Consider the following 22375-nt stretch of genomic DNA (forward strand, 5'->3'; position numbering starts at 1 on the left):
GTGCGCGACAAACCTACGGAGCGGTACACCGTAGCGTGGCTGTCGCGCACAGGGTGCGCTCCCACAGACAAGCGGGCGTTGGAGAGAAAATGAGCGATGCCCAAAGCCGATGCGAAGCGAGGCCCCGCTTTAAGTCCTCAGCGATTCGGGCGCGTTGCGCAGCGCATTGAGGTACCCGCTGTGTACCCTCGGAGGTTGTCCCACAACAGCGCGCCTCAAGCGTTCGGGCTTATCCAAGCACGATGCTGCGGGCGTTTTAGGCCATTCTCTTTGGGTTACTTTTCTCTTGGGCCAGCAAGAGAAAAGTGACTCGAGCGGCGGCAGCCGTTCGAAACGCCCGCCGCGTAGGCGGCACCCTTGCCTCGAGGCGACAACCGAAGACTGACGAATCTGGATGACCAGTTTCGCTGTTGAGAAGCGCCTCTGGCCTGCACCGGGATGACGCGCAAAGAGGCGGCCTCCGCCTTGATGACCAGCTAGAAGGCAGGCTGCATCCGGAAGCCAAACCAATGGCGCGCAACCAGCGGCACTCCTCCCGATAAATGCCTGCGCCACATTCGCAGGAACAACGAGCAACGATAAAGCTCACCACCATCTCAAAAGACGCAAACACCCCAACCCCAGCTAAAAACACTCCGCCAACCTCCGCACCCCCTCATCAATCTGCGCCAGATTCGCCCCGCCATACCCCAGCAACAGCCCGCCCCGAGATGGCGGCTCCAGATAGCACGGCGTCAGCGGCCGCACCGAGACGCCCTTGCTCGCTGCCTTGCGCGACACCGCCACGTCATCCACCCCATGCGGCAAGAGCCCCGCAAGCTGCATGCCCGCTTCCGTGCCGATCACTTCCAGTCGCTCGCCAAGATACTTGCCGATCGCGTCGTGCACGGCTTCGCGACGCTGCATGTAGAGCGTGCGCATGCTGCGGATATGCCGTGCGAAGTGGCCTTCGCGGATGAATTCGGTCATGGCGGACTGATAGAGCATGGAGGAGAAGGTATCGATCGCATCGCGCCCGGCATGGAAATCGGCGACGAGATCATCCGGCACCACGATGTAGCCCAGCCGCAATGCGGGAAACATCACCTTGCTGAAGGTGCCCAGATAAATCACCCGTGCATGCGTGTCAGCGCCCTGCAGCGAAGACAGCGGTCGGCTGCCGAAGCGGTATTCGCTGTCGTAATCGTCTTCGATGATCCAGGCGTCGTTGCTCGCCGCCCAATGCAACAGCTGCATGCGTCGCGATGCGCTCATCGCCATGCCCAGCGGGAACTGGTGCGACGGCGAGATGTAGATCGCGCGGGCGCCCGCACCGGCACGCGCGCCGTGCGCCACATCGATGCCCTCTGCATCCACCGGCACGGGCACCAGTTCCGCGCCAGCGGTGCGCAGCGCCTGGTGCGCACCGGGATAACCGGGATCCTCCATCCACACGCGCTCACCGGGGTCCAGCAGCACGTGGGCGCAGATCTGCAGCGCTTGCTGCGAGCCGGTGGTGATCAGGATCTGCGAGGCATCGCAGCGCACGGCGCGCGCCACGCCCAGATATTCGGCGATGGCCTCGCGCAATGGCAGATGGCCCATCGGGTCGCCGTAACCCATCGCCTCCGCCGACAGATGACGCGCGTGGCGGCTCACCAGCTTCGACCATAGCGCCGAAGGAAACGCATCCAGCGCCGGCAGGCCAACGCGGAATGCGCCCATATTGGCCAGCCAGGTGGCATCCGGCGTACGCATCTGGGCGGCGCGCAGAGAGGTGCGCCGCGAGCCTCCGCCCGTCGCCGCCGGCTCCGGGCGCGCCGCCTTCACCCGCTGCACCGTCAGGTCCGAAGGAATGGCGCGCGCCACGCAGGTACCGGCGCCGGTAAAGGTTTCGAGGAAGCCTTCCGCTTGCAGCTGTTCGTAGGCGCCCAGCACGGGAATGCGCGAAATGCCCAGTTCATTGGCGAGGCTGCGGGTCGATGGCACGCGCTGCCCCGGCCGCAACTGTCCACTGCTGATGGCCCGGCGGAACCAGTCCGACAACTGCTGGTACATGGGCGTATCGCTGCCGACGTCCATGGCAACGGGGGGCAAAAATCCGGCGGGGATGCGCTGCATGGGGCCGACTCCATAGTGGTCATGTCGATCCGGCACAAAGTGGCTATTTAAGCCAACCACTTGCGGGCATAGCTTGCACCCGTCCGCCCTGGCCATCAACCATGAAGAGCCCATTGCCCTCATCGCTGATCGACACACGCTTTTTGGTGTTGTGCCTGGCACTGCTGCTGTGCCTGCCGGGCACGTGCCAGCGTGCGTATGCGCAGGATGAGTCCTCGGCAACCGAAGTGCCGCAAACCCGCGAGAACGCCTGGTGGACCGGTCCGATGATGGCCAACTCGGCCGAGACCCTGCCGCCTGGGCACATGCTTCTGGAGCCCTACCTCTACGACGTCACCAGTCGTGGTGTGGACAGTTTTGGCTCACGCACGTACATCAACTATGGCGTGGCCAACAAATTCACCATGGGCATCATTCCGGTGTTCGGCTACAACCGCGTCAGCGGCGCGCCGAACAGCAGCGGCATCCAGGTGGGCGACATCACCTTGCAGGCGCAATATCGGTTGCGGCAGTTCCACGAAGGCAGTTGGCTGCCTACCGTGGCGATCCAGTTGCAGGAGACGTTTCCGTCCGGGAAATACGATCGTCTTGGCGATCGCCCCGCCGACGGCCTCGGCACCGGCGCGTACACCACGACCATCGGCCTGAATACGCAAACGTATTTATGGATGCCCAATGGCCGCATCCTGCGCGTGCGCTTCAACATCTCTTTCTCGTTTTCCTCCAGCGCGGATGTGGAAGGCGTAAGCGTCTACGGCACCGACGCAAGTTTTCGTGGCCATGCGCGCCCCGGCAACAATGCCTTCGCCAATGCCTCGTTCGAGTACAGCCTCACGCGACGCTGGGTGCTGGCGCTCGATGTGATCTACAACCACAACAGCAACACGCATGTAGGCGGTCAGGAGTTCGCCAGCAACGATCCCTTTCCACCCGACACGCCACTGGGTGCGCGTTCAAACCGTTACATCGGTTTCGCTCCGGCCGTCGAATACAATTGGTCGCCGAACATCGGCCTCTTGCTGGGCGTGCGCGTCATCCCTTCGGGCAACCGCACATCGTCGTCCGTCACGCCTGCGATCGCTCTCAACTACGTGCACTGAGGATTGACGACATGAAACGTGTTTGCCTGATCGTAGTGTCTGCGTTGCTCACTGTTTCTGCGGCCATGGCGGCTGCGCCTACGCATCCACTGCCCAGCTTCGTCGGGCTCGCCATCGCCGACAAGAACCGCCCTGAGCAAGACCGCGCGCTGGATGCACAGCGCAAGCCTGCCGTCGTACTTGGCTATACCGGCATCAAGCCCGGCGACATCGTCGTGGATCTGATGCCGGGCAAGGGCTATTACACGCGCCTGTTCAGTCGCATGGTCGGCAGCAAGGGCAAGGTCTACGCGCTGCAGCCCGCCGAGATGGACAAGATCGCGCCCAAGGGCCTGGAAAGCGTGCGCAGCTTTGCCGGCAAGGAGGGTTACGCCAACGTCACCGTGCTGGTGGAACCGGTCAATGAACTGAAGTTGCCCGAACCGGTGGATGTGATCTGGACCTCGCAGAACTACCACGACCTGCACGATCCCTTCATGGGTACGCCGGACATGGCCAAACTCGACAAGAGCCTGTTCGACGCCCTGAAACCCGGCGGCATCCTGATCGTGCTCGATCATGCGGCGGCCGACGGCACGGGCATCACCAAGACCAACGATCTGCACCGCATCGATCCCGCCGCGGTGAAGAGCGAACTGACGGCGGTGGGTTTCCAGTTCGATAGCGAAAGCGACGCGCTGCGCAATCCTGCCGACGATCACACCAAGGGCATCCGTGACCCGTCGGTCAAAGGCAACACGGATCGCTTCATCTACAAATTCCGCAAACCCTGATCACTTTGTCCGGCGCACTTCACCGTCCCCCTGCTGCGTGCCTTCGCCCTTGATGAAATCGACGAAGGCACGCAGTGGCGCCGGCATATGTGCACGGCTGGGGTAATACAGCAACGGCCCGGTGAAGGGCTGGCACCACTCTTCCAGCACGGGCAGCAAGGCGCCGTCGGCGAGCGCAGGCTGCAGGAACTCCTCGAAGGTGTGGATGATGCCGAGGCCTGCGACGGCAGCCTCCACTTCCATCTCGATGGTGGAGGCGAGCAGGCGGCCATCCGGTCGTATGCGCACGACCTTGCCGCGCCGCTCGAACTCCCAGGCCGCGATCACGCCGCTGGGAAAGCGATGGCGGATGCAGGCGTGATTCACCAGGTCCTGCGGCTTGGCGGGACGTCCATGCTCGGCGAGATAGGCCGGCGACGCTGCAGCGACGAAGCGCTGCGTGCGCGGACCGATGGGCATCGCGATCATGTCGCGCTCGACGCGCTCTTCGTAGCGGATGCCTGCGTCGCAACCCGCCGCCAGCATGTCGACGAAGGCATCGTCGGTGATCACATCGAGCGTGATGCCGGGCTGCGCCTTGAGGAACCGCGTCGCAATCGGCGGCAGCACATGGCGCGCCACGATGGACGGCACGTTGAGGCGCAACGTGCCGGCAGGGCTGTCGCGATAGGCATTGATGCTGTCGAGCGCGCCGCCAATCTCTCCCACCAGTGGCGCCAGGCGATCAAGCAGGCGCTGCCCGGCTTCTGTGGGCGTGACGCTGCGTGTGGTGCGGTTGAGCAGGCGCACGCCAAGACGTGCTTCCAACCGCCGCAAGGCCGCGCTCAACGCCGAGGCGGAAACATTGCCCTGCAGGGCCGCGCCGCGAAAACCACGGGCACGCGCCACCGCGATGAAGGCTTCGATATCGGCTAGGCCAAGCTCTTCCATTGTGCGGATTCCGGCACAGGTCGTACGGATAGGACCGGATTATCGTACACCGAGCGCGCCGCCATACTTCCCTCCGAGCCATCCTCACCGCCTACGCGGCCACCTTCAGGAGAACCCACGATGCAACATCGTCAACTTGGCGCCACCGGTCCCCGCGTTTCCGCCCTTGGCCTGGGCTGCATGGGCATGTCGGGCATGTACGGACCGTCCGACCGCGCCGAAAGCATCGCCACCATCCACGCGGCGCTGGACGCCGGCATCGACCTGCTCGACACCGGCGACTTCTACGGCATGGGCCACAACGAAATGCTGATCGGTGAGGCGCTGAAGAACGTGCCGCGAGAAAAAGCCCTGATCAGCGTGAAGTTCGGCGCGTTGCGCGATCCGGCCAATGGCTGGGGCGGCAATGACACGCGCCCCGCCGCAATGAAAAATTTCCTCGCCTACACCCTGCAGCGCCTGGGCGTGGATTACATCGACGTCTATCGCCCCGCGCGTCTGGACCCTAACGTACCGATCGAAGAGACCATTGGCGCCATCGCCGATATGGTCAAGGCAGGCTACGTGCGCCACATCGGCCTGTCCGAAGTGGGCCCGGAAACCATTCGTCGTGCAGCTGCCGTGCATCCGATCGCCGATCTGCAGATCGAGTACTCGCTGATCTCGCGCGGCATCGAGGACGGCATTCTGCAGACCTGTCGCGAGCTGGGTATCGGCATCACTGCGTACGGCGTGCTGTCGCGCGGCCTGATCAGCGGGCATTGGGATAAGAACAACGCCGGCAAGGGCGATTTTCGTGCGATCAGCCCGCGCTTCCAGGCGGGCAATGTCGACCACAATCTTGCGCTCGTGGACGCGCTACGCAGCATCGCAGAAGAGAAAAACATCTCCGTCGCCCAACTGGCCATTGCGTGGGTGGCAGCTCAAGGCAAGGACATCGTGCCGCTGGTCGGCGCGCGTCGCCGCGATCGACTGCAGGAGGCGCTGGGATCGCTGGAGGTTTCGCTGAGCGCGCAGGATTTGGCCACCATTGAGGCTGCAGTGCCGAAGAATTCGGCGGCCGGAGAGCGTTACGCCGCGGCGCAGATGGCGCATTTGGATAGTGAGCGGGCGCATTGAGTTAGCTTCCTCTCCTTGTGGGTAGTGGAACTGCTTGTCTGTGGGAGCGCACCCTGTGCGCGACAGCCACGCTGGGTGTACCGCTCCGTAGGTTCGTCGCGCACAGGGTGCGCTCCCACAAATAGCCAGCCGCAGACTTGATCCGCCAACAAGGCCTCGGCTCCCTTGTAGGAGCGCACTTGTGCGCGACCACCTGACGGAGCGATACACCCACGCGCTGCGGTCGCGCACAAGTGCGCTCCTACAACAAACAAACAGCTTCCCGGCAACGCCTGGCATGGTCGGGCTCTTGACCCTCGGGCCCCCGGTATAACGCGGCGGGCGGATGCCCTGCATCACCGCCACGCCCCAGACCTATACTCGACCACACCGCTCCGCCGAGACCCCGCCCATGGGATTCCTGCAAGCCCCACCGCAGCTCGCTCACCCCTATCGCGCCGATCCCCTGCTGCACGCCACGCTGCGGCGCGCGCTGCCACCGGCACGACTCGCCGCCATCGAGCCCGACCTGCAGGCGCTGGGCGATTACGCCGTGATGGAATGGGAGCGCGCCTGCCGCAGCACGCGCCACAAGCCCGTGCTTACGCAATGGGACGCCTGGGGCAACCGCGTCGATCGCATCGAGCTCACCCAAGCCTGGCAAGAAGGCCCGCACATCACCACCAAATATGCGGTGCTCGCATCGGGCCATGAGGCGCATGAGCACGCACGGCTGGAAGAATTCGCGCGCGTCTACCTGTATCACGTGGCCAGCGAGTTCTATAGCTGCCCGTTGGCGATGACCGACGGCGCCGCCACCGCGCTCAAGGCCTCAGGCAATAAGGCGCTCATCGAACGCGCACTGCCGCGCTTGCTCAGTCGCGATCCGTCCACGTTCTGGTTGAGCGGACAGTGGATGACCGAGAACGCGGGCGGCTCGGACGTCGGCAATACGGAGACCATGGCCCGCCAGGACGCCTCTGGACAGTGGCGTCTCTACGGACGCAAGTGGTTCAGTTCAGCGGTGGTCGGCGAAATGGCGCTGGGACTCGCACGCCCCGAGGACGCAGGCAATGGCCCCGGCGCACTTGCCCTGTTCTACGTCGAAACGATGGATGGCGAGCGCCGCAAGCCGGAACTCATCATCGATCGCCTGAAAGACAAGCTCGGCACGCATGAGTTGCCGACGGCGGAGATCCATCTCGACGGTCTGCCGGCGTGGCCGCTGGGCGAGCTGGCGAACGGCGTGCGCCAGGTGGCGCCGATGCTTAACATCACGCGCACGTGGAATGCAGTGGGCGCCACCGCCAGCATGGCACGGGCGCTTTCGCTGGCTCGCGATTACGCCACGCGCCGCCAGGCGTTCGGCAAGCGACTGATCGATCAGCCGCTGCATGCGCAGACTCTCGCGGACATGCAGGCCGAATTCGAAGGCGCGTTTGCGCTCACCTTCGAAGTGGCGCATCTGCTCGGACGAGTGGAACACGGCGTGGCGCAGCCGCATGAAATCGCCCTGCTGCGACTGCTCACGCCCTTGGCCAAGCTGTGGACCGGCAAGCTGGCAGTGAAACTGTGCTCCGAAGCACTCGAGTGTTTCGGCGGCGCCGGCTATATCGAAGACACCGGCCTGCCCCAGCTGCTGCGCGATGCGCAGGTCTATGCGATCTGGGAAGGCACCACCAACGTATTGTCGCTGGACAGTCTGCGCGCGCTGGCTGGGGAGAATCTCGGCGCCTTGCGCACGGCGATCGAAGGCTGGCTGGCCGACAGCATCGATGCGCACGCGCGGCAGGAAATCCATCGGGCACTGGATGGTGCCGGTGCCTACCTGCACTCGCGGGCCGACGAGCGGGCGTCGCTGGAAGCCGGCGCCCGTGGACTGGCGATCTCCCTCGCCCGCTGCACCGCGGCGGCCCTGCTGGCGCGTCATGACACGTGGTCGGCCCCGCATGGGCATGCGCGTATGGGGGCTACGCTGCGGCGTTTCGTGGCGCATGGATTGGCACGTTTCTCCACCGCCGACGCTACCGATACCGCTTTGTTACTCGGCCCGCACTGAATCGCTGCCCTTGTGGGAGCGCACCCTGTGCGCGACTGGCCGTGCCTGGACTGAGGCGGGCCGTTCGCGCACAGGGTGCGCTCCCACAAGGGCGTGAGGGGCCTCAGGCTGAGCCTGGGCATGCGGAGATCGGTCGTTGGCCCTAAAATACCGGCCTCCCCCACCCTGGCGACTCCCGACCATGCAGCATCTGACCATCGTCACCACAGGCGGCACCATCGACAAGATCTATTTCGACGACAAGTCGGACTACAAGATCGGCTCGCCCCAGATCGGCGACATCCTCAGCCAGCTGGGCGTGGCGTTCCAGTTCGACGTGATCCCGATCCTGCGCAAGGACAGCCTGCACATGGGCGACGAGGATCGCGCCCTGGTGCGTTCCACCATCGAAGCGCAGCCGCATCGCCACGTGCTGGTCACGCACGGCACCGACACCATGGTCGAAACCGCACGCGAACTGGCCAGCATCAAGGGCAAGGTGATCGTGCTCACCGGTGCGCTCAATCCGGCGCGCTTCCAGGGTTCCGATGCGGTGTTCAATATCGGCTGCGCCGTGGCCGCCGTGCAGACCCTGCCCGATGGCGTGTACATCACCATGAACGGCCGCGTGTGGGACCCGTCCAAGGTGCGCAAGAACCGCGACGCCAATCGCTTTGAAGAGAACAACGGCTGATTGCCACGCTATCGCTGCAAAGAGAAAGGCCCGGCCATCACTGACCGGGCCTTTTGCTTTTACAACACCGTGATTACTGCACGTTGAGATTTACATCATCGAGGACGAACGAGGTCTGCTCGGACGAATCCTCCGTGCCGGTGAACTTGATCGTCACCGTCTGTCCGATGTACGCGCTGAGATCGAAAGTCGCGAGCGAGTAACCCGCCGCTGCGTTGAGATTCGAGTACGTGACCAGCGTCTTCAGCAAGGTGCCGCTGCTGTTGAGCACTTGCACGGTGAGTTTGTCGTACGCCGTGGTCCTGGTGGTCTCGGCGGTATCGATGTGCAGGTAGTAGGTCAACGTAGCCGAGCTCTTGCCGCTGGGAATGGTCACCTTCTGCGACGCCGTGTCGGTGTGCGCGCTGCCGTAACCGTCCAGCCACACGAACCAGGTGCCGGCATGCGCCGTCTCGCCGCTGCAGGTGCTGTTGCTGCAGAGCGCGCCGGAGCTGATCGTCCACGGGGTGGCCGCGCCGGTTTCAAAGCCCGGGTTCACGATCAGCTGCGACGGCGTACCGCCGCCCGTCACCGTCACCGACGAGGTCTTGCTCGAGGTCTTGGCGCTGACGCCATCGGTCACCGTCTCGGTGACGCTATACGTGCCGGCCGCGGCATAGGTGTGGCTCGGGCTCGCGGTTGTAGCGCTGCCGCCATCGCCGAAGGTCCACGAGTACGAGGAGATGCTGCCGCCCGTATCGGTCGAGCTGTCGGTGAAGTTGGCGGTGAGGCCATTGGTGACAAAGCTGAAGTTCGCCGTCGGCGTGCCGCCCGTGCCGCCGCCGCCACCGCCCCAGTACTGAGTGACGTAGCTGTTGAACTTGGCGATGTCGAGCGAGCCCCAGCCGGTGGCGTTGTCGTAGCCGGCCTTGGCCGTGTAGCCGTTGCCGCTGTAGCCATTGTTGCCCGAGGTGACGTCATGCAGCGGCGTGGCGTCGGTGGGGAAATGCGCGTACATGTTCTGGGTCGGCAAGCCCAGTGTGTTGTTGTTGGCCGAGAGAATGCGCGCCCAGATGCCGACGAAAATCGGCGAGGCAAGGCTGGTGCCGCCGATCTGGTAGGTCTGGCCCTGGATCACGATGTTGGCGCCAGTGGATTGCGCTGCATCGAACGCCACGTCGGGCACCTGACGCTTGGTCACTGACGAACCCAGCGCAGAGGTCTGCCAGCTGGGTGCGGCTTCGAACAGACTCACGCCGCCACCGGTGGCCCACAGGCGCTTGTTGTTGTCGCCATTGTTCGGATCGACGGCAGCCAGGCCTTCGTTCCACACCGTCTCGCCCGACCACGTGGTGCCCGTGGTGCTGAGCGTGGTGCCGCCGACCGCCACCACGTTCGGCGAACTGGCGGGCTCGCTCACGGAGTAATGGGTGAGCGAGATTTTCACCGTGCCCGCGGAGTTCGCGACGTAGCCCGGGGCACCTTCGGTCGGATCGCTGGACCACTGGTACACACCGGCATCGCCCGAAGCGATGGAGAAGGTCTGACCCTGCGCCACCGCCTGCGCGAAGATCGCATCGTCGGCCGACTGCGTGCCTGAGCTATTGGCCGCCGATTCGTCCTCGCCCAGCGACACGTTGATCACCTTCGCCGTGTTGTCGGTCACCGCGCGGTTGTACGCCGCGGTGATGGCCGCATCGGTGAGGCAGCTGTCGTTGGCGCAGTTGGGCGCGGAGTAGAAGATCAGCGTGTTCACGCCGCCAGAGGTACCGGTGATGGTCTGGCTATCCAGGTTCCATTCGCCGTCGCCATCGGGATCGTCCGCATAGGCCTGGCTGCCGGTCTTCACCACTTGCGTGTTCACCGTGCTCATGCCGGCGCCGGTAGTGAAAGTTTTCAGATCGGCAATGGTCTGGGTCATGTCACCCCAGGTGATGATGCCGACCTTGGTGGACGATGCCGTCGGCGTGCTGCCTGCGTCGTAGATCGCGGGGAAATCCTTGGGGCTGTGCGAGGTCTGCACCGCCGCGGCCTGGATGCCGACGTTGTTCGCGTTCGCATGCACCGGCCCCACGATGTGATGCATGGTGTGCGGCACGTTGAGGTTCTGCAGGCCGAGCACGGCGTTGACGATGCCACCGAGCGCAGCCGGCACCTGCACGGCCGAGTCGTTGGCGATGCGCTGCTTGCCGCCAAAGGCGAAGGTGCGCATGGTGGTGCGGAAGGCCGCGTTGACCGAGGTGGCGTTGCCATCGGCCTCGATCAACATGTTGTTGGGCGACACCTGCACATGGTTGAAGCCTGATTGGCGCAGATGCGCCAGCACTTGCGCCACCTGATCGTCGGTGGGCGCATAGCGTGCCTTGAACTGCGCAGGCGTGAGGAACTGATGGAACTGCGCGCTGGCGGGATCGTTCACTGCGTGCAGGAACCTCTCCAGTTCATCCACGTTGCGCAGGTTGAGGCTGAGCGCCACATGCACCGGCTTGCTCGCTTCCAGCGGCGACACCGTGGCCGCGTCGACGGTGGGCGAGCCGTGCATGCTCAGTGTCCAGGTGCTATTGCCTGCCGCCGCCGTGGTGGCTGCGGTGCTTAGCCCAGACGAGCGGCTGATGGCCGCCTGGGTGCGGACGCCTACCCAGGCATCGTTGGTCGCCGCATGCAGCGACCCTGCCATGGCCATCGACATCGCCATCGGCAGCAGTGCCTTGCGAATCGCCTTTCCCCGCAAATCGATACGAACAGTCATTCTTGTCTCCTTGACGTTTTTGAGGACGAACCGACCCGATGCGGTGCGATGCACCACATGCATGAAGGCGCCGCTGTGCGCGGCCTCGGGTCTCGTGACTGTGCTGCGATCCGATAGACGTCCGGGCCTGCTTTCCCCCTGCCATTCCATGGAACGGCACGCCCGAACGAAGACTCGCTAAACGACGCCCACCGCGCGAATGCCGGTGCCCTCGTCGCCAAAGGACCATCCGTCAACCCTCCCGCTGACGGATTAATTGACGCTAATCAAGAAAATTCGATGCGTCAATGACAGCAACGCATGCCTGAAAATCCGCGATAAACAGCAATTAGCTGCGATCGATTGCGTTGATTCGTTTTTTCATGCGTTTTCTTGCACCAAGCGGACAGCCACAGGAACGCAATTAATTTCCCGACTGATTAAACACTTATAAAAAGTGGTGATGCCGTTCTCAATATCAGGATGAACATCACATTGGCGCTCTGGCGCGAGTTATATCGATTCGAAAATTTTGGCCTTCAACCCGGCGTCTTTCAGCTCGAAAGCGAAGGCGCGAAAGTTATTGCGCAAGCGCCGCAGCAAGCTCTACACGCCATGCTGACGAAGCTAACTCCCGGCTAAATCCGGACCCTGCCGACGAGCTTGCCGAACACGACAAAACAGACTGCGGAGTGCAGCCTGTCGTCGCCGCGAGTGGGCGCAGCGATCTGTATCAAACGTATCGAACGCAAACGATCGGCGCACGGCGCGATGCCGTGCACATCATCGATTCAACAGGAAACACGCCGGCGTTGCGGCGTCAGAGCATGCCCGTTTCGAGCTTGGCCGCATCCGACATCATGGAATGATTCCACGGCGGATCGAACACCAGGTCCACGTCGGCTTCGGCGACGGTGGGGATGAGTTCGAGCTTGGTGCGCACGTCGTCGACAAGGATGTCGCCCATGCCGCAGCCCGGTGCGGTCAAGGTCATTTTCACGTAGACCTTGCGCTGGTCGGGAGCCGGATGCTCCACGCTCACGTCATAGACCAGGCCGAGCTCGACCACGTTGATCGGGATTTCCGGATCGAACACGGTGCGCAGCTGCTGCCACACGAGCGCTTCGACGTCCGAGTCGCTGGCATCGCTGGCCAGTTCGATCGGCGGCGGCGGTTCCTTGCCCAGCGCGTCGGCATCGTTGCCGGCGATGCGGAACAGGTTGCCTTCCACATAGACGGTGAAGCTGCCGCCCAGCGCCTGGGTGATGTAACCGATCTGGCCGGCCGGCAGGCTGACCGTTTCGCCCTGGGGCACCATGACTGCCTGGCAGTCGCGCTCCAGGGTGAAAGGTTCGCTGCTTAGACTGAAACCGCTCATGCCGATCCTGCCAACTCTCATCGTTGGGCGCGGCCTTCGCCACGCCAAGCTGTCTATTATGCCGGTTGACGACCGGTCATGCCGACGAAATCAGGTCGCGCCGCCTCAATCTCAAGGGGGACGCGGCGTCACGGGACTTCAGGCCGGGGACAGCGACGTGCCGCCGCGCGCTATCATGAGAGTTTTACGCCCGGGAAATACCGTGTCCGCCGTCCAGTTTGTCGCTTGCCGCTCATGAAGGTGCGGGCCACCTTTTCCCTGTTGTTCGCGCTGGTGAGCGCCCTGATGCTGGGGCTGGCTGCCGGGGCGGTCTGGATGGTTCCGACGCTCTACTCGCGCCACCCCCTGCCCTGGCTGGCGCTGCCGGCGGGCTGGCTGCTGGGCAAGGCCGTGCGCCATTGGGTTCGCCCGGCCGGCGGTCATGCCGCCCTTCTGGCCGCCACGGCGACCTTCGTCGCGGTGCTCTACGTCAACGTGCTGACGGCCGCGGCCCGCATTTCCGGACTCATGGGCCTGGGCCTGATCGATTCGATGCGCACGGCCGGTCTGGGCCTGCTGCTCCAGCTCGCCGAACTGGGTTGCACGCCCGTCGACGACGTCTGGTTCCTTGCCGGCATGGGCATCGCTGCCTTCGTCGCATTCCGCCACGACCAGCCCCCGAAGACCGGCGGCTGATCGGGCCTCAACTCTCCAGCGTCTTCAGCGCGGCGACCAGTTCACTGGCAGCCGCCTGGCCATCGCCGTAGAGCATGCGTGCGTTGTCCGCGTAGAACAGCGCATTCTCGATGCCGGCAAAGCCGGTGCCCTTGCCGCGCTTGACCACGATCACCTGCCTGGCGTCGGCCACATCGAGGATGGGCATGCCGTAGATCGGCGAGGACGGATCGGTCTTGGCCAGCGGATTGACCACGTCGTTGGCGCCGATCACCAGGGCCACGTCGGTCTGCGGGAATTCGGGATTGATGTCGTCCATGTCGGCGATCAGGTCATAGGGCACACCCGCTTCCGCCAGCAGCACATTCATGTGACCAGGCATGCGGCCGGCCACCGGATGGATGGCGAATTTCACCTTCACGCCGCGCTCGATCAGCAGCTTGGCGAATTCCCACACCTTGTGCTGCGCCTGGGCCACGGCCATGCCGTAACCGGGCACGATCACCACGCGCTCGGCGTAGGCCATCATCACCGCCGCATCGCTGGCCTCGATGGGTTTCTGGCTGCCGGCAATCTCCTGAGCCGCACCGCCGGCTGCGCCAAAGCTGCCGAACAGCACGTTGCCGATCGAGCGATTCATCGCCTTGGCCATCAGCTGGGTGAGCAAGGTACCGGCGGCGCCCACCACGGTGCCGGCGATGATCATCGCCTCGTTCTGCAGCACAAAACCCTCGAACGCCACGGCCAGGCCGGTAAAGGCGTTGTAGAGCGAAATCACCACCGGCATGTCCGCGCCGCCGATCGGCAGGGTCATCATCAGGCCGAACAGCAGGGCCAGCCCGAAGAAGGTGACGATCAGCGGCATGCTCAAGTGGCCGCTGGCGATCATCCCGCCCAACACCACGGCGGCACCCAGCACCAGCAGGTTCACCACCCGCTGTCCCGGGAAGACGAAGCGGCGGTCCAGCCAGCCCTGCAGCTTGGCAAACGCGATCAGGGAGCCGGAAAAGCTGACCGAACCGATCAGCGCACCGAGTACGGCCAGCACCAGTTGCGCCGTGCCGGGGGTATCGGCCCCGCTGGCCGTGAACTGCCCGCCATCCAGCAGGGTCACGGCGTTGCCGGCATAACTGAACAGCTCGGCGGCGCCGATCGCTGCCGCCGCGCCGCCGCCCATGCCGTTGTAGAGGGCGACCATCTGCGGCATGTCCGTCATGGCCACGCGCCGTCCCGACCACCAGGCCGCGGAGACGCCGATCAGCACGGCAGCCAGGATCAGCCCCCGGTTGTGCAGGTCCGGCAGGGCGAAGGTGGCCAGCACCGCCACCAGCATGCCCACCCCGGCCCACACGATGCCGCCCCGCGCCGAACGCGGGGAGCTCATGCGCTTGAGACCGAGGATGAACAGCAGGGCAGCGAGGAAGTAACAGGCCTTGATCAGAACCGGCAGCCAGGCCATTACTTCGCCTCCTTGCCGGCGCTGGGCTTGCTGGACTTGAACATCTCCAGCATGCGTTCGGTCACCACATAACCGCCGGCGGCATTGCCGGCACCCAGTAGTACCCCGATAAATCCGATCGTCATCTCGAACGGGGTCTGGGCGTGGCCTAGCGCTATCATGGCGCCCACCAGCACAATGCCGTGGATGAAGTTGGAGCCGGACATCAACGGCGTGTGCAGAATGACCGGTACCCGGGCGATGATCTCGTATCCCGTGAAAGCGGCCAGCATAAAGACATAAAGCGCCAGGAAACCGTCGAGCATGACCCCTCCCCGCCAGGACATCGGTGTAGCCGCACTATACGGTTGCGGGTCAACGCGTGCGAGCGTCGGACGTTGATAGCAGAGGACGTACCGATGGAGTCTCACGATGGCCGAGCCGACGAACCGGATGAGGACGGCATGAACAGCGCCGTCTCCACGCTCGATACCGAGTTGTTGGCGGAGGACGTTCGGGCGGCCCCCGCGTCGATGAACGCCTTCCTGGCCCAGGTGGAACGCCGCGCCTTTCGCATGGCCGAGCTGAACCTGGGGCACCGCGAAGATGCCATGGACGCCGTCCAGGACGCCATGTTGAGGCTGGTCAAGCATTACAGCGAAAAACCCGCGCAGGAATGGACCCCCCTGTTCTGGGGCATCCTGCGCCGGCGCATCGTGGATCTACAGCGTCGCCGCAAAGTGCGCTCGATCATGGTGGGCTGGCTGGGCGGGAAGGATGATGACGGCGAAGATCTGCCCGCCTGGGAACCGGCTGACACCGGCCCCGGCCCGCTGGAGCGCCTGAACGATGCACAGTCGTACGCGGATATGGCGGCAGCCGTGAAACTGCTGCCCCAGCGTCAACGCGAAGCTTTCATGCTGCGCGTGCTGGAAGGCCTGGATGTGGCGGAAACCGCCCAGGCCATGGGATGTTCGGAAGGGAGCGTTAAAACACACCTGTCGCGCGCGCTGCAACGTCTGCGCGACCAACTGGAGGCATGGCGATGAATGCGCCTGACAACCACTTCGAACGTCGCGCCCGTGAGCTGTATCGCGAGGCTTCGCGCCAGCTCGACCCGGCCGTGGCCGCCCGCCTGCGTGCAGCCCGACGCGACGCGCTAGCCAAAGCCGACAAGTCCTCGCTGGCGCACCGACTGCTGCAGCTGCTGCTGCCGGCAGGGGCGTTTGCCGCCATCGCGTTCGTCGCTTTGTTCATGTCTTCGCCGGTGCAGCGCCCCACCACCGTCAAGCCCGCCGGCGCCAGCCAGGTCGTGGATGTCGACGGCGAACTGCCGCCCGATGCCGCTGCTGCCGATCCGACGCTGTACCAGAACCTGGATTTCTACGGCTGGTTGGCCAAGAACAGCGATAGCGAGGCGAGCAGGTAACCATGCGTCGATGCCGTGTTTTCATGTCGCTGTTGTTAGTCCTTGGACTCAGCGGCATCGCCACTACCACGATGGCCCAGCAGAATCCGCCGCCGCCGGGCGCGCAGGATAGTTTTCCGCATGGGCCGCCAGGTGGCGGGGCTTTTCCGCCCGACTTGCCGCGGGGCGATATGCCTCCCGGCCCACCGCCTGGCACACCGCCGGGGCCGCCGCCGCAACCGCGCCCGTGGCAGAGCCTGTCGCCGGACGAGCGCACGATCCTGGCTCCGTTGGCTGACAAGTGGAATACGTTCCCGCCGGAGCGCCAGGCGCACATGCTGCAGCGTGCCCAGCAGTGGCGGTCGTTGCCGCCCGACCAGCGCGAGGCGATCCGCCAGCGCATCGACCAGTGGCAGAAGATGACGCCGGAGCAGCGCGAACAGGCCCGCGAGAACAGCAAGCGCTTCCAGCAATTGCCGCCGCAGGAGCGTGAGCAACTGCACGCCGCCTTCCAGCGCTTCCAGCAGCTGTCGCCCGATCAGCGCGAGCAATTGCTGCGCCAGTGGCATAGCGAAATGCGCGATCGCCCGATGGGTCCGCCGCCCAAGGGACCCCCTGGCGGCGGTCCCAGGCACTGAATCGAAAAGCCCCGCGATGCGGGGCTTTTTTACCTGCGTTGCGTCAACCCTGAAAGTGGGGCTCGCCGTTGCGCGTGACGCAACTCTTGGCGATCAGCTCATCGTTGAAGTCGGGCGTCAGCGCGCCGCCTTGCAACATCAGTTCGACGAAGTTGTACACGTTGCGCGCGATCATCTCCGAGGCATGCAGCGGTGCGCCGGCCGGCAGGTTGAGCGGGCCCAGGATCACCACGCCGTTGTGCTCCACCCGCTCGCCCGGCTGGGTCAGCTCGCAATTGCCGCCGCCCTCCGCCGCCAGATCCACGATCAACGCGCCGGGCTTCATGCCATCGACCATCGCACGGGTGACGATCTTGGGCGACGGACGACCGGGCACGGCCGCGGTCGTCACGATCACATCGACGCTCTTCAGATGTTCGGCCAGGGCTTGCTGCTGCGCCGCGCGTTCTTCGGCGGTGAGTTCGCGCGCATAGCCGCCGCTGCCGGCGGCGCTCACGCCCAGCTCGATGAATTTCGCGCCGAGCGATTCCACTTGCTCGCGCGTTTCGGGCCGCACGTCATAGCCTTCCGTCTGCGCGCCGAGCCGGCGTGCGGTGGCGATGGCTTGCAGGCCGGCCACGCCGGCGCCGATCACCAGCACGCGCGAGGGGCGGATGGTGCCGGCGGCAGTGGTGAGCATGGGAAAGAATTTGGGCGAGGCTTCCGCCGCGATCAGCATGGCGCGATAACCAGCCACCGCCGCCTGTGAGCTGAGCACGTCCATCGCTTGCGCACGCGTCGTGCGCGGCAGCAATTCCAGCGCGAAAGCCGTCAGGCGCTGCTTGCCCATGGCCACGATACGTGCCGCCGCGCCGTAGGGACGCAACTGGCCCACCACCACCGCGCCTTCGCGCAAACGCGCCCACACGCTGTCGTCGGGAGGGAGCACGCAGGTGAACACGTCGGCCTGCGCCAGCACGCTGTCGGCATCGGCGAATTCGACATCGGCATAGGTGCTGTCCGGGAAACCGGCGGCTGCGCCGGCACCGCGTTCCAGCAGCACGCGCACGTCCTTGCCACGCAGCTTCCTGGCCACTTCCGGTGTGATCGCGACGCGGCGTTCGCCAGCGGCGGTTTCGCGCAATGCAGCCACGGTGATCGGCATCGTGCATCCTCTGCGAGAGTGGTGAACCTGCAGGCATCCTATCTGAAGGCCCGTCAGACCGACCACCGCCCTCTTGCAGTCATTCGGCCAAGGGAGTTAACTGGCCCGCCACCGGTACGCAAACCGCGTAGGCAAGCAGTTCCGGTGGGGATCGTGCTATGGAGATCCCGATGACTGCTGTCGTTGTTCCCGATATCCTGCTGAACCTGGCGCGCCAGGCGCGTGAAAACGCATACGCGCCCTACTCCCGCTTCCTTGTTGGTGCTGCGCTGGTGACCCACGACGGCCGTTATTTCAGCGGCTGCAATGTGGAAAACGCCTCGTACGGCCTGTGCAATTGCGCCGAGCGCACGGCATTGTTCTCCGCCGTGGCCGCCGGCTGCCGACCGGGCGATTTCGCCGCCATGGCCGTGATTGGCGATACGCCGACGCCGATCAGCCCCTGCGGTGCCTGCCGCCAGGTGATGTCCGAGCTGTGCGACGAGGCCACGCCGGTGTGGCTGGGCAATCTGGCCGGCGCCGTGCAGGAAACCACGGTGCAGGCGCTGCTGCCGGGGTCGTTCCGATTGGCCAGCTGAGGCGTTGCAAAGGACGGTGAGCGAGACGTGAGCGGTCCACGCCGCTTCTCTCGCTCCCCTCGGGGCTTTAGCATCAGGGTTTGGCCTCCCCGGACCTCCCCATGTCCCACGATCTTTCCCTGCTGCAGCAGCGCCATTCGGTTCCGTCCCGTCAGCTGGGCGAACCGGGCCCCGATGCGGCCACGCTGCAGACGCTGCTCGAAGCGGCCATCCGCGTGCCCGACCATGGCAAGCTCGAGCCGTTTCGCATCATCCTGCTGCAAGGCGACGCCAAGCTCGCCTTCGGTGAGCGGATGGCCACGCTGTCGCTGCAGGTCAATCCCGACATGGCCGATTCCAAGCGCGAGAAAGACCGCACGCGCTACGACTTTGCGCCGCTGGTGGCGGTGGTGGTCGCGCGGCTGGATGCGCAGAGCAAGGTGCCGGTGATCGAGCAACAACTGTCCGCCGGCTGCGTGGCTTACAACCTGTTGTTGGCTGCACAAGCGCTGGGCTTTGGTGCGCAGTGGCTCACCGGCTGGGCCGCTTATCATCGCGATGCGGCGGCCGTGCTTGGCCTGAAGGACAACGAAAGCGTCATCGGCTTCGTGCATATCGGCACGCCGCAGATCGACGTGCCCGATCGCGAGCGGCCGGTACTCGCCGAGGTGGTCAGCACATGGACGCCATGAGCCGTCCAGCCGTCCATCTGGTGGATGGCAGTCTCTATGTGTTCCGCGCCTGGCATTCCATGCCGGATGAGTTCCACGACGCCGATGGACATCCGGTCAACGCGGTGCACGGCTTCACCCGCTTTCTTTGCGAACTGCTGGAAAAGGTCAAACCCGAGCACCTGGCGGTGGCTTTCGATGCCTCGCTGACCACCTCGTTTCGCAACGCGATTTATCCGGCCTACAAGGCCAATCGCGAGCTGCCGCCGCCGGATGTGGAGCGCCAGTTCGTGCTGTGCCGCGAAGTGACCCAGGCCTTGGGCATACCGGTGCTGATCGACCATACCTTCGAAGCGGACGATCTGATCGGCAGCGCCTTGTGGACGTTGCGGGCGCACGGCATGCGCAGCGTGATCGTGTCGGCCGACAAGGATTTCGGCCAGCTGCTGGGCGAGTTCGACGAGCAATGGGATTACGCGCGCAACCTGCGCTGGGGCCCTGCCGGCGTGCACGAGCGCATGGGCGTGCATCCGCACCAGGTGGCCGACTATCTGGCGCTGTGCGGCGATGCGGTCGACAACATCCCCGGCGTGCCCGGCGTGGGCGCCAAGACGGCGGCGGCCTTGCTCGCCCATTTCGGCAGTCTCGATGCGCTGCTCGATCGCGTGGACGAGGTGCAGTTTTTGCGCATACGTGGCGCCGCCAGTTGCGCGGCGAAGCTGCGTGAGCATGCGGAGGCGGCTCGGCTGTATCGGCGTCTCACGCGGATTGCGCTGGATGCGCCGGTGCCGACGGAAGCGGATGCCCTGCGGCGCTTGCGTGGGGAAATGGAGGCGATGGATGCGTTATGTGAGCGGCTGCGTTTTGGGCCGCTGACGCGGACGCGGTTGAGGGCGTTGTTGAGCTAGAGGCGGCCTGGCCTATCGCTGTAGGAGCGCACTTGTGCGCGACCGACCTGCGAAGGGCGGCCCTTCGGTCCGCGGTCGCGCACAAGTGCGCTCCTACAAGGGGATCGAATCGCAGTAGCATGAGGGCATGCAAGGCGTGCCTTCCACTTTTTCATCGCAGCGCGACGAAGCCGAGTTTCGGCTGGTGGCGCATCGACCGGGCGTGGAGCTTTATCGCGCGCACATCGTGCGTCACGCATTCGATCCGCATACCCACGATGGCTTCGGCCTGGGTGCGATCGAATCGGGGGTGGAACGGTTTCGCTATCGCGGCGCCGATCATCTCGCTCCCGCCGATTCGGTGGTGATGATGAACCCGGATGAGTTGCACACCGGCCGCGCGGAAACGCACGGCGGTTGGCATTACCGCATGGCGTATATCGAGCCATCCGTGGTGGCCGAGGTGATGGGAGAGTCCGCATGGTGGTTCAGCGATGTGGTGCGCGAGGATTTGCCGAGCGCACGACGTGTGACCGAGTTGCTTGATGCGTTGTGGCGGGCTCGTGAACCCTTGGCATTCGACAGTCTGTTGTACCAACTGCTGAGTCAGTTTCGCCGGCATGCGCGGGTGCCACTCAAGGCGACGGATGGACGTGCGGCGCGTTTTGCACCGGTGGTGGATTATCTGCATGAGCATCTTGCGCACCGGCTCACGCTTGATGAACTCGCTGGCGTGGCAGGCCTGAGTCCGTTCCATTTTTTGAGGCAATTCCAGGCTCAGCATCACGCCACGCCGCAGCAGATGCTGATGGCCTTTCGGCTTGCCGAAGCGAAGCGGTTGTTGTCGCGTGGTGAATCGCCTGCGCAGATAGCTGCGGCCGTCGGGTTGACCGACCAGGCGCATCTGACGCGGGCGTTTGCGCGTCGTTATGGGGTGACGCCGGCGCGGTACCAGCGGGCTGTGCGCGCGTAACCAGCAATCCGCCGCTTTTTTGTGGGAGCGCACTCTGTGCGCGACGAATCTCGCCACGAGTGTCGGCTTTCGCGAGGCCCAGTCGCGCACAGGGTGCGCTCCCACAGAAAAGCGGGAACGCTCGGCGGGCGCAATCTCGTACAAGACGGCGGCCGCTCTTAGTGCCACGCTGCCCGCATGTTGAAAGGCACTCTCTACGCGCTCGCCGCCGGCCTGATGTGGGGGCTGGTCTTCGTTAGCCCCCTGCTGCTGCCGGAGTATCCGGCGGCATTGCAATCGGTTGGCCGCTACCTCGCCTTCGGGCTGATCGCCTTGCCGCTGGGCTGGATGGATCGGCGCGCGCTGCGCGTGCTCAGCCGTGCCGACTGGATCGAAGCGCTCAAGCTCGCGGCCATCGGCAACCTGCTCTATTACCTGTGCCTGGCCAGCGCGATCCAGCTGGCCGGCGCGCCGCTGCCGAGCATGATCATTGGCTGCCTGCCGGTGGTCATCGCGATCACCGCCAATCTGCGCTATGGCCATCGCGATGGGCACCTGCCATGGCTTTCGCTGGCGCCATCGCTGGGGCTGATCGCCATCGGCATCGCCTGCGTGAACCGGGCGGAGATCGCCATGCTTGGCCAACCGTCCGGTGCGGACCTGTGGCGCTATGCGCGCGGCGGTTTGCTCGCGGTGGGCGCGGTGGTGTGCTGGACCTGGTATCCGCTGCGCAATGCCGCCTGGTTGCGCCGGCATCCGGATCGCAGCCCGCGCGCGTGGGCCACGGCGCTGGGCCTGGCTACCTTGCCGCTGGCGGTGTGCGGCTATGCCTTGCTGTGGGCTGGGATGAAGATCGCCGACCAACCCTTCGCCATGCCGTTCGGTCCGCATCCCTGGCGCTTCATCGGCCTGATGGTGGCGATAGGCTTGTTCGCCTCGTGGCTGGGCGCGCTGTGCTGGAACGCCGCGAGCCAACGTCTGCCCACGGCGATCGCCGGGCAGTTGATCGTGTTCGAGACGCTCGCCGCGCTTGCCTACGCTTTCATCCTGCGTGGCCATCCGCCCGGCGCGCTCACTCTGGCAGGCGTGGCCCTTCTCATTGCCGGCGTGATGTGGGCCGTGCGCATCAAACCGTTGCCGGTCGAACTGGCGGTGGAGTGATCGCGTGGTTGTGGCCAACCGGAGCGCGCGGCAACATGCATGACTCC

22 protein-coding genes are annotated in these 22375 nt (G+C 64.8%); 15 read left to right on the top strand and 7 right to left on the bottom strand.

Annotated features, from left to right (window positions below):
* Positions 1–624: 624 nt before the first annotated feature.
* Positions 625–2100: a MocR-like pyridoxine biosynthesis transcription factor PdxR gene (gene pdxR, locus AB4Y82_RS09845; RefSeq protein WP_441602921.1), complete on the bottom strand. Its 1476-nt coding sequence runs from the start codon at positions 2098–2100 to the stop codon at positions 625–627.
* Between the two features lie 101 nt (positions 2101–2201).
* Here pdxR and AB4Y82_RS09850 point away from each other — a divergent pair, with 101 nt between their 5' ends.
* Both AB4Y82_RS09850 and AB4Y82_RS09855 read left to right on the top strand, forming a co-directional pair.
* On the top strand, positions 2202–3200 hold the full coding sequence (locus AB4Y82_RS09850) for a transporter (protein WP_441602922.1): 999 nt from the start codon (positions 2202–2204) through the stop codon (positions 3198–3200).
* A gap of 11 nt (positions 3201–3211) precedes the next feature.
* The gene (locus AB4Y82_RS09855) at positions 3212–3973 is read left to right on the top strand and encodes a class I SAM-dependent methyltransferase (RefSeq protein WP_441602923.1); all 762 of its coding nucleotides are present in this window, start codon (positions 3212–3214) and stop codon (positions 3971–3973) included.
* Here the strand turns inward: AB4Y82_RS09855 and AB4Y82_RS09860 are convergent, their stop codons facing one another.
* Positions 3974–4879, bottom strand: coding sequence for a LysR family transcriptional regulator (locus AB4Y82_RS09860; protein ID WP_441603152.1), 906 nt, complete (start codon positions 4877–4879; stop codon positions 3974–3976).
* Positions 4880–5023: 144 nt separating this feature from the next.
* Between AB4Y82_RS09860 and AB4Y82_RS09865 the strand changes: the two genes are divergently transcribed.
* The 3 genes from AB4Y82_RS09865 (at position 5024) to AB4Y82_RS09875 (ending at position 8733) form a co-directional block, all read left to right on the top strand.
* Positions 5024–6022 carry an aldo/keto reductase gene (locus AB4Y82_RS09865; RefSeq protein ID WP_441602924.1) on the top strand — a complete coding sequence of 333 codons (999 nt, stop codon included), beginning with the start codon at positions 5024–5026 and terminating at the stop codon, positions 6020–6022.
* Between the two features lie 391 nt (positions 6023–6413).
* Entirely contained in the window at positions 6414–8060 is a 1647-nt protein-coding gene (locus AB4Y82_RS09870) for an acyl-CoA dehydrogenase family protein (RefSeq protein WP_441602925.1), read from the top strand.
* Positions 8061–8241: 181 nt separating this feature from the next.
* Positions 8242–8733 (top strand): asparaginase domain-containing protein, encoded by a 492-nt coding sequence (locus AB4Y82_RS09875; protein ID WP_441602926.1) that lies wholly within the window; start codon positions 8242–8244, stop codon positions 8731–8733.
* Positions 8734–8806: 73 nt separating this feature from the next.
* Here the strand turns inward: AB4Y82_RS09875 and AB4Y82_RS09880 are convergent, their stop codons facing one another.
* Positions 8807–11461 carry a protease pro-enzyme activation domain-containing protein gene (locus AB4Y82_RS09880; protein WP_441602928.1) on the bottom strand — a complete coding sequence of 885 codons (2655 nt, stop codon included), beginning with the start codon at positions 11459–11461 and terminating at the stop codon, positions 8807–8809.
* 462 nt (positions 11462–11923) lie between these two features.
* Here AB4Y82_RS09880 and AB4Y82_RS09885 point away from each other — a divergent pair, with 462 nt between their 5' ends.
* Positions 11924–12082, top strand: a complete 159-nt coding sequence (locus tag AB4Y82_RS09885) for a hypothetical protein (RefSeq protein WP_441602929.1) — start codon at positions 11924–11926, stop codon at positions 12080–12082.
* 178 nt (positions 12083–12260) lie between these two features.
* Here the strand turns inward: AB4Y82_RS09885 and sufT are convergent, their stop codons facing one another.
* Positions 12261–12818 carry a putative Fe-S cluster assembly protein SufT gene (gene sufT / locus AB4Y82_RS09890; RefSeq protein WP_046973058.1) on the bottom strand — a complete coding sequence of 186 codons (558 nt, stop codon included), beginning with the start codon at positions 12816–12818 and terminating at the stop codon, positions 12261–12263.
* 234 nt (positions 12819–13052) lie between these two features.
* Between sufT and AB4Y82_RS09895 the strand changes: the two genes are divergently transcribed.
* Complete coding sequence (locus tag AB4Y82_RS09895) at positions 13053–13493, top strand: hypothetical protein (protein ID WP_441602930.1); 441 nt, start codon at positions 13053–13055, stop codon at positions 13491–13493.
* A gap of 7 nt (positions 13494–13500) precedes the next feature.
* Here the strand turns inward: AB4Y82_RS09895 and AB4Y82_RS09900 are convergent, their stop codons facing one another.
* Positions 13501–14931 (bottom strand): NAD(P)(+) transhydrogenase (Re/Si-specific) subunit beta, encoded by a 1431-nt coding sequence (locus AB4Y82_RS09900; protein WP_441602931.1) that lies wholly within the window; start codon positions 14929–14931, stop codon positions 13501–13503.
* Entirely contained in the window at positions 14931–15236 is a 306-nt protein-coding gene (locus tag AB4Y82_RS09905) for an NAD(P) transhydrogenase subunit alpha (protein WP_441602932.1), read from the bottom strand. Before AB4Y82_RS09905 ends, AB4Y82_RS09900 begins: the two co-directional genes overlap by 1 nt.
* Positions 15237–15374: 138 nt before the next feature.
* On the opposite strand from AB4Y82_RS09905, the gene AB4Y82_RS09910 reads away from it, so the two are divergent.
* The 3 genes from AB4Y82_RS09910 to AB4Y82_RS09920 are packed head-to-tail and all read left to right on the top strand — an operon-like array spanning position 15375 to position 16956.
* On the top strand, positions 15375–15959 hold the full coding sequence (locus AB4Y82_RS09910; RefSeq protein ID WP_441603153.1) for an RNA polymerase sigma factor: 585 nt from the start codon (positions 15375–15377) through the stop codon (positions 15957–15959).
* On the top strand, positions 15956–16339 hold the full coding sequence (locus tag AB4Y82_RS09915) for a hypothetical protein (protein WP_441602933.1): 384 nt from the start codon (positions 15956–15958) through the stop codon (positions 16337–16339). The genes AB4Y82_RS09910 and AB4Y82_RS09915 overlap by 4 nt, the downstream gene beginning before the upstream one ends.
* A gap of 2 nt (positions 16340–16341) precedes the next feature.
* Positions 16342–16956 (top strand): DUF3106 domain-containing protein, encoded by a 615-nt coding sequence (locus tag AB4Y82_RS09920; RefSeq protein WP_441602934.1) that lies wholly within the window; start codon positions 16342–16344, stop codon positions 16954–16956.
* Between the two features lie 43 nt (positions 16957–16999).
* On the opposite strand, the gene AB4Y82_RS09925 is transcribed toward AB4Y82_RS09920, so the two are convergent.
* On the bottom strand, positions 17000–18100 hold the full coding sequence (locus AB4Y82_RS09925; RefSeq protein WP_441602935.1) for an NAD(P) transhydrogenase subunit alpha: 1101 nt from the start codon (positions 18098–18100) through the stop codon (positions 17000–17002).
* A 170-nt stretch (positions 18101–18270) separates the two neighbouring features.
* Between AB4Y82_RS09925 and cdd the strand changes: the two genes are divergently transcribed.
* The 5 genes from cdd to AB4Y82_RS09950 all read left to right on the top strand — a co-directional run bounded on the left by cdd (position 18271) and on the right by AB4Y82_RS09950 (position 22328).
* Entirely contained in the window at positions 18271–18678 is a 408-nt protein-coding gene (cdd, locus tag AB4Y82_RS09930) for a cytidine deaminase (RefSeq protein ID WP_441602936.1), read from the top strand.
* A 101-nt stretch (positions 18679–18779) separates the two neighbouring features.
* A complete protein-coding gene (locus tag AB4Y82_RS09935) occupies positions 18780–19349 on the top strand; it encodes a nitroreductase family protein (RefSeq protein ID WP_441602937.1) in 570 nt (189 codons plus the stop codon).
* Positions 19337–20236: a 5'-3' exonuclease gene (locus AB4Y82_RS09940; RefSeq protein ID WP_441611256.1), complete on the top strand. Its 900-nt coding sequence runs from the start codon at positions 19337–19339 to the stop codon at positions 20234–20236. The genes AB4Y82_RS09935 and AB4Y82_RS09940 overlap by 13 nt, the downstream gene beginning before the upstream one ends.
* Before the next feature lie 127 nt (positions 20237–20363).
* Positions 20364–21188: an AraC family ligand binding domain-containing protein gene (locus AB4Y82_RS09945; protein ID WP_441602939.1), complete on the top strand. Its 825-nt coding sequence runs from the start codon at positions 20364–20366 to the stop codon at positions 21186–21188.
* 177 nt (positions 21189–21365) lie between these two features.
* A complete protein-coding gene (locus AB4Y82_RS09950; RefSeq protein WP_441611257.1) occupies positions 21366–22328 on the top strand; it encodes a DMT family transporter in 963 nt (320 codons plus the stop codon).
* Positions 22329–22375 lie beyond the last annotated feature (47 nt).

The sequence above is a fragment of the Dyella sp. 2YAF14 genome (assembly GCF_052114725.1).
Lineage (GTDB): Bacteria > Pseudomonadota > Gammaproteobacteria > Xanthomonadales > Rhodanobacteraceae > Dyella.